Origin of the sequence: Novosphingobium sp. (genome assembly GCF_027486195.1) — a bacterium.
Classification (GTDB): domain Bacteria; phylum Pseudomonadota; class Alphaproteobacteria; order Sphingomonadales; family Sphingomonadaceae; genus Novosphingobium.
The window spans coordinates 1-12,197 of sequence record NZ_JAIXPP010000059.1 but is presented as its reverse complement, the minus strand read 5'-3'; the positions used below and the strand labels follow the sequence as shown (position 1 = coordinate 12,197).

Annotated in this window: 10 protein-coding genes; 8 read left to right on the top strand and 2 right to left on the bottom strand. The window is 67.3% G+C overall.

Annotated features, from left to right (window positions below):
* Window positions 1-3: 3 nt before the first annotated feature.
* From Q0071_RS11070 to Q0071_RS11055, 4 genes are all read left to right on the top strand, one after another.
* Window positions 4-399 (top strand): cupin domain-containing protein, encoded by a 396-nt coding sequence (locus Q0071_RS11070; protein ID WP_298168876.1) that lies wholly within the window; start codon window positions 4-6, stop codon window positions 397-399.
* A 127-nt stretch (window positions 400-526) separates the two neighbouring features.
* Window positions 527-1,207 (top strand): EF-hand domain-containing protein, encoded by a 681-nt coding sequence (locus tag Q0071_RS11065; protein WP_298168872.1) that lies wholly within the window; start codon window positions 527-529, stop codon window positions 1,205-1,207.
* A gap of 3 nt (window positions 1,208-1,210) precedes the next feature.
* Window positions 1,211-1,969: a response regulator gene (locus Q0071_RS11060; protein ID WP_298168870.1), complete on the top strand. Its 759-nt coding sequence runs from the start codon at window positions 1,211-1,213 to the stop codon at window positions 1,967-1,969.
* Window positions 1,962-3,386, top strand: coding sequence for an ATP-binding protein (locus Q0071_RS11055; RefSeq protein ID WP_298168868.1), 1,425 nt, complete (start codon window positions 1,962-1,964; stop codon window positions 3,384-3,386). Before Q0071_RS11060 ends, Q0071_RS11055 begins: the two co-directional genes overlap by 8 nt.
* A 35-nt stretch (window positions 3,387-3,421) precedes the next feature.
* Here the strand turns inward: Q0071_RS11055 and Q0071_RS11050 are convergent, their stop codons facing one another.
* On the bottom strand, window positions 3,422-6,100 hold the full coding sequence (locus Q0071_RS11050; RefSeq protein ID WP_298168866.1) for a M1 family metallopeptidase: 2,679 nt from the start codon (window positions 6,098-6,100) through the stop codon (window positions 3,422-3,424).
* Window positions 6,101-6,230: 130 nt separating this feature from the next.
* Window positions 6,231-7,805 (bottom strand): helicase HerA-like domain-containing protein, encoded by a 1,575-nt coding sequence (locus tag Q0071_RS11045; RefSeq protein WP_298168864.1) that lies wholly within the window; start codon window positions 7,803-7,805, stop codon window positions 6,231-6,233.
* Between the two features lie 124 nt (window positions 7,806-7,929).
* Here Q0071_RS11045 and pabB point away from each other — a divergent pair, with 124 nt between their 5' ends.
* Genes pabB through arfB form a run of 4 tightly spaced genes read left to right on the top strand, consistent with a single transcriptional unit; the run spans window position 7,930 to window position 12,041 of the window.
* A complete protein-coding gene (pabB, locus tag Q0071_RS11040; RefSeq protein WP_298168862.1) occupies window positions 7,930-9,735 on the top strand; it encodes an aminodeoxychorismate synthase component I in 1,806 nt (601 codons plus the stop codon).
* Window positions 9,732-10,922: a pyridoxal phosphate-dependent aminotransferase gene (locus tag Q0071_RS11035; protein WP_298168860.1), complete on the top strand. Its 1,191-nt coding sequence runs from the start codon at window positions 9,732-9,734 to the stop codon at window positions 10,920-10,922. The genes pabB and Q0071_RS11035 overlap by 4 nt, the downstream gene beginning before the upstream one ends.
* Before the next feature lie 10 nt (window positions 10,923-10,932).
* A complete protein-coding gene (locus Q0071_RS11030; protein ID WP_298168858.1) occupies window positions 10,933-11,646 on the top strand; it encodes an RluA family pseudouridine synthase in 714 nt (237 codons plus the stop codon).
* The gene (gene arfB / locus Q0071_RS11025) at window positions 11,628-12,041 is read left to right on the top strand and encodes an alternative ribosome rescue aminoacyl-tRNA hydrolase ArfB (RefSeq protein WP_298168856.1); all 414 of its coding nucleotides are present in this window, start codon (window positions 11,628-11,630) and stop codon (window positions 12,039-12,041) included. The genes Q0071_RS11030 and arfB overlap by 19 nt, the downstream gene beginning before the upstream one ends.
* Window positions 12,042-12,197: the final 156 nt, after the last annotated feature.

Sequence of the window (12,197 nt, the reverse complement as noted above, 5' to 3'; positions counted from 1 at the left end):
GCCATGGCGCACCGGCTCGATAGGCACCCCATCCATATCGGGCCCGGTGCGCGGGCCGTGCCGCAGCCGCCGTTCACCGGCATGGACTGGTATGGCGATTACATGGCCCGCCACGGGGCTGACGGCGCGGAAGGCCGCCTCGTCAGCCAGCATGTTTTCACCGAGAGCTGGGACAGCTGGGAAATGCACCCTGCGGGCGACGAAGTCGTGCTCATGCTCAGCGGTGAGGGTGTGCTGCATCAGGAGCTTGCCGATGGATCAACCGCCGAAGTGCGCCTCGTTGCCGGGGAATACGCGGTCAATCCGCCCGGCGCGTGGCACACGATGGACCTGATTTCGGCGGAGGCGACTGCGCTCTTCATCACAGCCGGTCTTGGTACAGAGCACCGCCCGCGCTGAAACCCGCGCGACAAAGTGCGACAAAACAGTCCGTCGGCGGCATAACCCTGCGACAACCCCGGTCTAGACGGCAGACTGCGGAAAGCCCCCGTTCCGCTTGCACATTCTGCCTGAAGGACCGAAATCCATGAAGAAATCCACGCTCGCCGCCTCTGCGGCCGTTCTGCTCACCGCCGCCACGGCGCTCTACGCCGTCTACCCCGCCTTCGCCGAGCCCGGCCGCGACCCGATGGGGGGCGCCACGGTGACCTGGGCCGATGCCAAGGCCAAGGCCGATACCATGTGGACGAAGCTGGACGTCAACAAGGATGGTGTGCTCAATGCCGCTGACCGCGAGGCCAAGATGGCCGAGATGTTCGACATGATCGATGCCAATCACGATGGCTCGATCAGCAAGGCCGAATTCATGGATCACCACAAGAAAATGATGGAAGGCGGCTGGAAGGGCGGAAAGGGCCGCGATGGCGCGCCCGGTGACATGCCCCCGCCGCCCCCCGGTGCCGGTATGGGTATGGGCATGATGATGGGCCCCGGCGCGCACATGCTCCACGAAATGGCCGAGAAGGCCGATGCCAACCACGATGGCACGATCACCCGCGCCGAATTCGATGCCGCCGCCAAGGCGCGCTTCGATGCCGCCGATACCAACCACGATGGCAAGCTGACTGCCGCCGAACGCCGCGCTGCGTGGATGTCCATGCGCAAGGAACATGGCGGTTGGGGCCAGGGCCGCGGGATGCGCGGCCATCACGGCATGGGCAGCGACATGGGCGATATGCCGCCCCCGCCGCCACCCCCGGGTGCCTGAAGCATGGCGGCAGCCCCCGCACCTCTGCCCGTGAGCACCCGCGTGCTGGTGGTTGATGACGAGGCTGCTCTGCGCGAGCCCCTGGCGGACTATCTTGTCCGCCAGGGGTTTGCTGCGGAGCAGGCCGCCAGCGCCGCCGAAGCCCGCGCCCGCCTTGCCGCAGAGGCCTTCGATATCGTCCTCCTCGATATCATGATGCCCGGCGAGGATGGCCTCTCGCTCTGCCGTCACCTGATCGAGGCGCGCGGCCTCCCGGTGATCTTCCTCACCGCGCGCGGCGAGGCGACCGACCGTATTGTCGGGCTCGAGATCGGCGCGGACGACTACGTGGTGAAGCCGTTCGATCCGCGCGAGCTGGTCGCCCGCATCCGCTCCGTGCTCCGCCGCGCCGCGCGTGCGGTGGGCATGGCAGACAGTGCGGCTGCGGACGAGTTCCACTACACCTTCGAAGGCTGGCGGCTCGATCCGCTGCGCCGCCGGCTGATCGACAGCGAAGGCGCGGTCGTCGCCATCTCTTCCGCCGAGTTCCGTCTCCTCGTCGCCTTCCTCGATCACCCCCGCCAGGTGCTGGACCGGGACCGCCTGCTCGATATGGTGCAGGGCCGCGAGGCGCATCTGTTCGATCGTGCGGTGGACAACCAGATCAGCCGTCTGCGCCGCAAGATCGAGCGCGACAGCCGCAATCCCGAACTGATCCAGACCGTGTGGGGCGGCGGCTACATGCTCGCAGCCGAAGTGCGCCGGGTCCCTGCTGATGGCTGAACCCGCACAAGGCCTCCGCCTGTGGCCGCGCAGCCTGCAAGGCCAGATGCTGCTTGCCATCGCGCTCGCGCTGATGGTCGCGCAGGGGCTTTCCGCCGCGCTGATGTGGCGCATGCAGCACGAGCGGCACTTCGCCGGACTCGTCAATTATGCTGCGTTCAGCCTGCTCGGCCGCAATCCGCGCGCGCAGTTTGGTCCGCCGCCACCGGCAGACGGGGAGGGGCCCGAAATCGGCTTCCGCATGCCGCGCCCGCTGCGCGTGCAGGAAGAAGCGCGCGCGCCTCAGCTTGCCGGTGATCGCCGCCGGCCCGAGATCGAACAGGCGCTGCGCCAGGTGCTCGAAGCGCAAGGCGTCGATGCCGCGCAACTCTTCGTGGCCGAGCGCGATCCGGCGCGCGATCCGGTCATCACCGAATGGCTGGCGCGGCGGGGACCGCGCATGGCCCGCCCGCCGGGCATGCCGCGCCCCCGCCTGATTGTTGCCGCGATAGGCCGCGCTGACGGCACCTGGCTCACGGCGCGCCTGCTCGCCCCGCGCACCGAACGCGCGATGCTGACGACGCTGATCCTGCAGACGCTCTTCATCTACGTGGTGCTGGTCGGCGCCGTCGCGCTGATCCTGCGCCGCATCGCGCGCCCGCTCAAGGCACTTACCGCGCAAGTCGAAGCCTTTGCCCGCTCGCGCGCGCTCGCCGGACAGCTGGAGCCGGAGGGACCGGATGACATCCGCCGCCTGATCGTCGCGCACAACGCGATGGAGCGCCGCGTGGGCGCGCTGCTCGATGAGAAAGACGTGATGCTCGGCGCGATCGGCCACGATCTCAAGACGCCGCTCGCCGCGCTGCGCGTGCGGATCGAGGCGGTGGAGGACGATATCGAGCGCGGCCGCATGGCCGCCACCATCGAGGACATCAACCGCTCGCTCGACGATATCCTGAGCCTCGCGCGCGTCGGCCGCCCGTCCGATCCGCTCGAACAGACCGAGCTCAGCGCCCTCGTTGCCGATGTCGTCGGCGAATACGAGGACATGGGCGAAGACGTCACGCTGGGCGATTCGCCTCGCATCGTCATGCCGCTGCGCGCCACCTGGCTCAGGCGCGCGCTGCGCAATCTCGTCTCGAACGCGCTGCGCTATGGCAGCCGCGCCCGCGTCACCCTCCGGCGCGACGGGGGCGAGGCCGTGCTCATGGTCGAGGATGACGGCCCTGGTATTCCCGAGCACGAGATCGCCCGGATGCTCGAGCCGTTCACCCGGCTCGAAGCCTCGCGCAATTCATCGACCGGCGGCGCGGGCCTGGGCCTGACCCTTGCGCGCGCGATTGCGGACCAGCACGGCGGCTCGCTCACCCTCGCCAATCGGCAGCAGGGCGGCGAGACCATCGGCCTCACCGCCACATTGCGCCTGCCGCTCCAATAGCCCTCTCCCCTTCAGGGGAGAGAGGGGATCGCCGCTTAGTTGAGCTTCGCAATCGCCGCGGTCAGTTCGGCCCCGCGCACGTCCTTGAGCTTGCCGCATGACCGCACGCGTTCGATCGTCCGCTCCAGTTCGAGCGCGCCCGACTTGCCCGCGAACTTTGCGCGCAGCCCGTCGAATTCGTCGGCGGAAGCAACCGAGCAGAAGTTGCCGAGAATCTGCGGAAGCCGCGCGCCGAAGAAGATCCCCGCGCCGCCATTGAGCAACTCGTCGAGGTGCGCCTTCATCCAGCTATAGCCCCAGTCGCGCGTTTCGGGCGTGTAGACCACATAGCGCACGAAATTGAGCTTCTCGGACTGGCGCAGGCGCTTGTCCTGCAACTCGTCGAGCAGCCACTTCGCGGTCTCGGCGTTGCCGCTGGATCCGATCGCGCCCAGCGCGGCGGGGCGGAACAGCGGGTCTTCCGAAGCGAGCGCCTTGTCCATCAGGGTCTTCGCGCCGTCGAGCTTGCGCTCGCCGAGCCAGGCATCGAAAGCCGCGCCGAACAGCGCCGGATCGAGCGCGGACTGGTCACCGCCGAGATAGGCATCGACCGCCTTGCTCAGCTGTGCGCGCAGCGCGCCATCGCGGGCGGTGCCGGCGAGAAGCTCGACAAGCTGGACGCGGCGCTGCTGCTTCTCCGGATCATCCCCGGCATGCGCGCCCGCACGCGGATCGAGCCCGAGCGCCTTCAGCTGCGGGGCATAGAGCCCGTCGACAAAGGCGCGGAACTTCGGCTTGGCGCTTTCCGCAATCACGCCGCGATCCGCCATCGCCTGCAGCAAGCCGGTGGCATCGCCGCTGGCATAGCTGTCCGGGTTGGCGGCCAGTGCGCGCGATCCGGCGATCAGCTGATCGGCGGTGACGCGGCCTGCGTAGAAACTGGCGTTGAGGCTGTCTTCCACGGCCAGCGCCTCGCTGCCGCTCAGGCTCGGGGTTGCCGCGATCAGCGCGTCCCAGTCCTTCGCGGGCAGTTCGAAACGGTAGTATCCGGTGCCGCCCGCGTTGGGCATGATCGGCCGTGCGCTCTTGATCGTCACCGTCGTGGTGGTGTCGGTCATCAGCGTGCACTGGCGGATATCGCCCTGGCGCATGCACAGCGGAATGCCCCACTTCGTCACCGGACCCTTCATGCCGTAGCGCACGTAGCGGCTCTGGGTAACCTTCCAGCTCTGCGGCCCCGCTCTCTCCAGCGTCAACAGCGGCACGCCTTGCTGATCGGTAAAGCTCTGCATCGCGGGCAGGATGCGCGGATCGCCCGCCGCCTCGGCCATCGCCTTGAAGAATTCGGCACTCGTCGCGTTGCCATACTTGTGCGCCGCCATATAGCCGCGCACGCCGTCGCGGAACTTGGTGTCGCCCATGAACGCGGCGATCATCGCGACGACATGGCCGCCCTTGCCATAGGTGATCGTATCGAAGGCGGCGTCGATCTGGGCGTTCTTCTCGATCTTCTGGTGAATCGGCCGGCCCGCGACCAGCGCATCGATGCCCATCGCGTTGAAGCCTTCGGCCAGCGCGCCCGCGCCGATATTGAGATCGGGGCGCCATTCGTTGCCGATGCGGAAGCCCATCCAGTTGGCGAAGCTCTCGTTCAGCCAGATGTCGTCCCACCATGCCGGGGTGACGAGATCGCCGAACCACTGGTGCGCCAGTTCGTGGCTCACCACCATGCCGAAGGTGCGCTTCTGGGCGGTCGAGGCCTTCTCATCCATGACGAGGATGCTGTCGGCATAGAGGTCAGCGCCCGCGTTCTCCATCGCGCCCGGGAGGATCGGTGTCGTGATCTGGTCGAGCTTGGGATAGGGGAAGCTCTGGCCGAAATAGGCCTCGAGGTGCTGGACCACGCCCTTGGTCCCTTCGAGCGCAAAGTCGAGCTTGCCGGCGTTTTCCTTGGTCGAAACGATGCGGATCGGCAGCGGCGCCGGGCGCTGCGGCGTTGGCGGCACCACGCCTTCCACGGTCACGAACGGCCCAACCATCAGCGCCACCAGATAGCTCGGCAAGGGCAGCGTCTGACCGAACGTGTGGACGGTCATGCCGTTTGCGGTCTCGGTCTTCACCTCGGGCGCGTTGCTCACGGCCTTGAGGCCCGCAGGCGTGCGCAAGGTCACGTTCCACGGCACCTTGAAGCCGGGCTCGTCGAACGAGGGGAAGCTGGCGCGCGCATCGATCGATTCGTGCTGGGTCCAGCTGTACCAGTCATCGCCCACCTTGAGGTGAAACATGCCCGCCGGGCCTTCACCGAACGGCGCGTCGTAGTCGAAGGCAAAGGTCGTCTTGCCCGCCGGCAGCGGCGCATCGAACGTGACAAGCGCCACGCCGGTCGGATCGACCTGGCGGAACGTGCCCGAAACCGGCTGGCCGCCGACCATCGCGGTCACCTTGCCGACCTTGAGGTCGCGCCCGTGCATCCACACATAGCGCCCGGCTTTCTTCACCTCGGCGTCGATCTCGACATGGCCGGAGAAGCGGTCCTTGGTGGGATCGACGGTGAGATCGAGCCGGTAGCCCTGCGGCACCACCGCGCCATCGAGCTTGCCTACGGGCATCACGCCCGCTTCGGCAGGGATGGGAGCTTCGGTAGCCGGCTGCTGCGCCAGCGCAGGAGAAGCGAGGAAGGTGCCGGCGAGCAATGTCGCGGCCAGAATAGCCGCCTTGGGCATGATCGAACGCATGAAAACCTTTCAGGTCAAGCCGGGGTTGGCCCGGGTTGGAATGCTGCCTGCCTGCCCCGATCCTGTTGCATCCGCAACCGGATTCGACGAACCGCATGGCCCCGTCGTTGAACGACAGGCAGGCACAATATCAGCGCAGCAGCCCGCCCAGCAGCCCGCGCGCAAACCGCCCGAAGGCCGCACCGCCGATCTGTGTCGCAATCGTGCCGACAATCGCGCTGGCGCCGGATTCGATCGGCGATGCGCGGGATTTCTTGCCGGTCATCTGCGCCGCGATCACCGATCCGGCCGATGCGGCAATCGCGCCGACCGCAGCCTTGCCTGCCTTGCTCCACATCGAAGGCGTCTGGCGCGCGGTAGCCCGCTGCGCATCCACACCTTCGGCCTCGACCTGCTGCGCGGCAGCCGCCGCATCGGCTGCCTTCTGCGCCAGCACTTCGGCGGCGGATTCGCGGTTTACGGCAGCGTCATACTTGCCGTCGAACGGGCTGACCGACTGGATCACAGCTCGCTCCTTGGGATCCAGCGGCCCCAGCCGCGAGCGCGGCGGCGCCACCAGCGTGCGCTGCACGATCCCCGGCGCGCCATCGGCATCGAGCGTGGAAACCAGCGCTTCGCCCACCTTCAGCTCGGTGATCACCTTTTCGACATCGAGATCGGGGTTGATGCGGAAGGTCTCCGCCGCGGCGCGAATCGCCTTCTGGTCGCGCGGGGTGAACGCGCGCAGCGCATGCTGCACCCGGTTGCCGAGCTGGCCGGCGATCTTCTCGGGAATGTCGATCGGGTTCTGCGAAACGAAATAGACGCCCACGCCCTTCGAACGGATCAGGCGCACGACCTGCTCCACCTTGTCGAACAGCGCTTGCGGGGCATCGTCGAAAAGCAGGTGGGCCTCGTCGAAGAAGAACACCAGCTTGGGCTTTTCCGGATCGCCCACTTCGGGCAGCGCCTCGAACAGCTCGCTCAGCAGCCAGAGCAGGAACGTGGCATAGAGCTTGGGGCTCTGCATCAGCTTCTCGGCGCTGAGCACGTTGATGAAACCGCGCCCCTGATCGTCGGTCTTGATGAAGTCGTTGATCTCGAACGCGGGCTCGCCAAAAAACCGGTCCGCGCCCTGGCTTTCGAAGGCCAGCAACTGGCGCTGGATCGTGCCGACGCTCGCCTTGGAAACATTGCCGTACTTGCCGGCCAGCTCGCCCGCATTCTCGGCGCAAGCCATCAGGGTTGCCTGCAGGTCGGGCAGATCGAGCAGCAGCAGGCCGTTGTCGTCGGCATAGCGGAACGCGATATTGAGCACGCCTTCCTGCGTCTCGTTAAGGCCCAGCAGCCGCGCCAGCAGCAGCGGGCCCATCTCGGAAATCGTCGTGCGGATCGGGTGCCCTGCCTCGCCGTAAAGGTCCCAGAATACCGCCGGATTATCGGCATAAGTGAAGGGATCGATGCCAAGCTCCTTGGCGCGGCTCTCGATCTTGTCGGCGTGCTTGAAGGTCGGGCTGCCCGGCATCGCGATGCCGGCAAGATCGCCCTTCACGTCCGCCAGAAACACCGGCACCCCGCGTGCGGAAAACTGCTCGGCCATGCCCTGAAGGGTGACTGTCTTGCCGGTGCCAGTGGCCCCCGCCACAAGTCCGTGCCGGTTTGCCCGGTCCAGTCGCAGCACCTGACGTTCGCCGCCCGCACCGAGGCCAATGTAGATATCGTCCATATGCAGTATTTCCGCGCCTCTATCGGTTTCTTCCTCGTCCCGGATTTCTTGTCCTCCGGAATGCCAGAGTAGGAAAGCGCTTTTTGCATCCGGATCAGTCCGCCGCTAAAGGCCGCTGGCAAGCATGACACAGGCCCCCTTCATACTGCTCGACGATGCCCGCGTGGAAGGGGCAAGCCTTGCGCGGCTCTATACCGTGCCCGAGCAGATCATCATCGCGCGCCAGCCGGGAGAAGTGGAAGCCGCGCTCGCCAGCATCGGCGCCGCGCCCGGCCATTGGGCAGGGATTATCGCTTACGAAGCGGGACTTGCGCTGGAGCCGCGTCTGGCGCCCCGGCTTCCCGCCCGCACCGGTGCGGCAGGCCCGCTCGTGTGGTTCGCGCGGTTCGCCGAAATGCGCGAGATTACCGAGGCGGAGGCGGAAAGCTGGCTCGATGCTGCGGTGGCAGGCACGGGTCGGCTCGGCCCGCTCGATCCGCAGGTTTCACTGGGCGGCTACGGTCTCGGCTTCGACCGGCTCAAGTCCGCGATCACGGCGGGCGATATCTATCAGGCGAACTACACCTTCGAACTCGGCGGTTCGTGGGCGGGTGATCCGCTCGCCATCTACCGCGCGCTGCGCGGTGATGCCCGCTCGGGCTATGGCGCGGTACTCTGGGATGGCGCGCACTGGCACCTCTCCGTCTCGCCCGAGTTGTTCTTCACGCTGGCTGAGGGCCGCGCCGAAGTCCGCCCGATGAAGGGCACTGCCCCGCGCGGACGCACGCCGGAGGAAGACGCCGCCTTCAAGGCCGCGCTCGCCGCCAGCGTCAAGGATCTCGCCGAGAACCTGATGATCGTCGATCTCATGCGCAACGATCTTGCCCGCGTGGCAGAGCCCGGCAGCGTGCGGGTGGAGGCCCCCTTCGCGGTCGAGACCTACCCCACCGTCCACCAGATGGTGACCACGGTTCACGCCCGGCTCCAGCCCGGCGCGGACGCGCGCGATCTCGTTCGTGCGATTTTCCCCTGCGGCTCGATCACCGGCGCGCCCAAGATCCGCGCAATGGAACTGATCGACGATATCGAGCGCGACGCGCGCGGGCTCTATTGCGGCGCGATCGGGCGGATCGATGTTCCTGCGGATCAACAGGCTGGTGACGCTGCCTTCAATGTGGCAATCCGGACGGTGCGGCTGCTTCCGGACTACCCGGGGGCGGGCCGGGGGCGCGCCACGATGGGGGTCGGTTCTGCAATCGTTGCGGATTCCGCAGCCCTCGCAGAATGGCGCGAATGCCTGGTGAAAGGGGATGTCTTGCGTCTGGAGGCCAGCAGCGCCGATCTGATCGAGACCATGGCGTTCGATCCCGCGCAGGGCATTGCGCTGTTGGAGCTGCACCTCGAACGGATGAAAGCCAGCGCGGTCGAACTCGGCTTCGAATTTGATCGCCACGCCTTGCGCAACGCGATCCACGTTCTGTGCTTCGATCTCGATGCGCCGTCGCGGGTGCGGCTGCTTGTCTCTAAAAGCGGTGCCCACGCGCTCGATGCCTCCCCCATGCCGCCCGCCATGCCCGATCCCGCGATCTGCGCGGTGCTCCCGCTCCCCGTGGCAGAGGGCGATTGGCGCCTCCGCCACAAGACGAGCGACCGCCACTTCTACGAAGACGCCTTGCGCGCGGCCAAGGCTGCCGGTGCGCACGAAGCACTGCTGCTGCGCGATGATGGCCGGCTGACCGAGGGCAGCTTCACCAACCTGTTCGTGCCGCGCGGTGATGGTCTGATCACCCCGCCCGCCGCCTTGGGCCTGCTCCCCGGCGTGCTGCGCCGCAGCCTCCTCGAAAGCGGCCGGGCGGTCGAAGGTGATGTCACGATGCAGGATCTCGAGGCGGGCTTTTTCATCGGCAATGCCCTGCGCGGCCTGATGCCCGCAAAGCTGCTCGGCGCATGAGCGAACCGCACTACAGCGCCGCCCACCTTAGTCCGGCATTGCGGCGCATCGCCGCCTCGCGCACCACAGTGATGACCGATCGCGCCATCGCGCTGCGTGCCGAAGGCCGCGATATCATCTCGCTTTCGGTGGGTGAGCCCGATTTTCGCACCCCGCCACACGTGATCGCAGCCGCCAAGGCCGCGCTCGATGCAGGCGATACGCGCTACACCGCCGTCCCCGGCACCGCCGCCCTGCGCGAGGCTGCGGCGCTCCACTTCGCGCGCGATCTCGGCATCGAAGTGCCGCCCGCGCAGGTCATCGTCAGCGCGGGTGGCAAACAGGCGATCTTCCTCGCGATGGCTGCCACCGTCGGTTCGGGCGACGAAGTCCTGATCCCCGCGCCGTGGTGGGTGAGCTACCCCGAAATCGTCCGCTTCGCCGGGGCCGAACCAGTCGCGATCCCGACCACGCCCGCGACTGGCTACCGCATCAGCGCCGAACAACTCGAAGCCGCGATCACCCCGCGCACCCGCTGGCTCCTGCTCAACAGCCCCGGCAACCCCACGGGCGCGGTCTATTCCGCGGACGACCTCGCCGCGCTCGGCGAAGTCCTGCGCCGCCACCCGGATGTGCTGGTCCTCAGCGATGATATCTATGCCCCGCTCCGCTATGGCGCAGGCGCGCACGCCACGCTTGCGGTCGTCTGCCCCGATCTGGCCGAACGGGTACTCACAGTCTCGGGCGTCTCCAAAAGCCATGCGATGACCGGATTTCGCATCGGTGTCTCCGCCGGGCCAGGGTGGCTGATCGGCGCTATGGCCAAGCTGCAGTCGCACGCCTCGGGCAACCCCTGCTCGATCAGCCAAGCCGCCGCCGTAGCGGCCTTTACCGGCCCGCAGGATTTCCTGCTCGATTGGCGGGAGCGCTTCCGCGTGCGGCGCGATATGTCGGTCGCCGCGCTCAATGCCGTGCCAGGGCTTTCCACCCCCGTGCCCGATGGCGCGTTCTACTGCCTTGTCGATGCCGGCCCGCTGATGGCGCGCTTCGGGGATGACGAGGCGCTGGCAATGCACCTGCTGGACCACGGCGTCGCGGTCGTCGCGGCCTCGGCCTTCGGCGGGCACGACGGTTTCCGCATCAGCTTTGCGGCAGACGATGCCCGCCTTGCCGAAGCCCTTTCCCGCATCGCCAAGGCCCTGAAATGACAATGGCGCAATGATCACGCTTCCCATCCTGTTCGAGGACGCCGAGGCGCTCGTCATCGACAAGCCCGCCGGCCTGCCCATCGATCGCCCGCGCGCCGGGGGCACCAGCCTCGAAAACTATCTGGATGCCCTGCGCCTCGGCTTCCAGCGCCTGCCGCTCGCGGTTCACCGGCTTGATCAGGATACTTCGGGCTGCCTGCTCCTCGCGCGCAATGCCAAGGCGCACAAGCGCTTCGCCGCCGCGTTCGAGGCGCGGCAGGTGGAGAAGGTTTATCTCGGGATTGTCGCTGGACCCGTCGCGGAGGACGAAGGCACGATTGCGCTCAACTTGTCCAAGATCAGCAGCGCGGAAAAGGGCTGGCGGATGATTCCCGCGCGCGCCGGAAAGCCTGCCGTCACGCATTGGCGCGTGCTTGATCGCAAGGAGGGTATGACCCTCGTCGAATTCCGCCCCGAAACCGGGCGCACCCACCAGATCCGCATTCATGCGCTGGCAGGGCTCGGTGCGGCACTGCTCGGCGATCCGATCTACGGCAGCGGGGCCGATGCGGCGAGGGGCGCGCGGCGCACCATGCTCCATGCCGCCGCGCTCACCGTCCCGCGCGAAGGCAAGGCGCCGATTGCCGCCACCGCGCCGCTCCCGGCCGATTTCGCCGCACTGGGGTTTGTCGCGGCCCAGCCCGAGGCCGAACCCGAGGCCGAGTCATGTCCACCGACGCCCTGATCGAACGCGCCCTTGGCCTGATCGAGGAAAGCTTCATCGCCTCGGCCGGGCCCGGCGGGCAGAACGTCAACAAGGTGGCGACGGCGGTGCAGATCCGCCTCGACGTTTTCGCGCTGCGCCTTGAGCCGCAAGTGTTCCATCGCCTCAAGGAACTCGCCGGCAGCAAGATGACCGCGCGCGGCGAGATCGTGATGACGGCGCGCAGCTACCGCACGCAGGAACAGAACCGCGAGGACGCGCGCAGCCGCCTCGGCGATCTGCTGCGCGAGGCCGCGACATTGCCCGCCCGCCGCGCGAAATCCCGGCTCAACCGCGTGGGCAAGACCGAACGTCTGGCAGGCAAGAAGAACCGCAGCGCCATCAAGGCCGGGCGCGGCAAAGTGCGTTTCGATTAGGCCGTAAACTCATAAACCGCGCCATCGAGGTTTAGGTCAGAATGGCTCAGTGCAAGGAGGGAAGGCGCAGGGATATGTCGATATCTCAAGCCTTTCCGACGCAGCAATGGGCCATTCTGGCTAAACCCCTTCGGGGCGACCAAATGGCTTCCATCT

Coding starts and splice junctions, on each gene's coding strand:
- Q0071_RS11070 (WP_298168876.1), top strand. CDS start 4: ATGGCGCACCGGCTCGATAGGCACCCCATCCATATCGGGCCCGGTGCG.
- Q0071_RS11065 (WP_298168872.1), top strand. CDS start 527: ATGAAGAAATCCACGCTCGCCGCCTCTGCGGCCGTTCTGCTCACCGCC.
- Q0071_RS11060 (WP_298168870.1), top strand. CDS start 1,211: ATGGCGGCAGCCCCCGCACCTCTGCCCGTGAGCACCCGCGTGCTGGTG.
- Q0071_RS11055 (WP_298168868.1), top strand. CDS start 1,962: ATGGCTGAACCCGCACAAGGCCTCCGCCTGTGGCCGCGCAGCCTGCAA.
- Q0071_RS11050 (WP_298168866.1), bottom strand. CDS start 6,100: ATGCGTTCGATCATGCCCAAGGCGGCTATTCTGGCCGCGACATTGCTC.
- Q0071_RS11045 (WP_298168864.1), bottom strand. CDS start 7,805: ATGGACGATATCTACATTGGCCTCGGTGCGGGCGGCGAACGTCAGGTG.
- pabB (WP_298168862.1), top strand. CDS start 7,930: ATGACACAGGCCCCCTTCATACTGCTCGACGATGCCCGCGTGGAAGGG.
- Q0071_RS11035 (WP_298168860.1), top strand. CDS start 9,732: ATGAGCGAACCGCACTACAGCGCCGCCCACCTTAGTCCGGCATTGCGG.
- Q0071_RS11030 (WP_298168858.1), top strand. CDS start 10,933: ATGATCACGCTTCCCATCCTGTTCGAGGACGCCGAGGCGCTCGTCATC.
- arfB (WP_298168856.1), top strand. CDS start 11,628: ATGTCCACCGACGCCCTGATCGAACGCGCCCTTGGCCTGATCGAGGAA.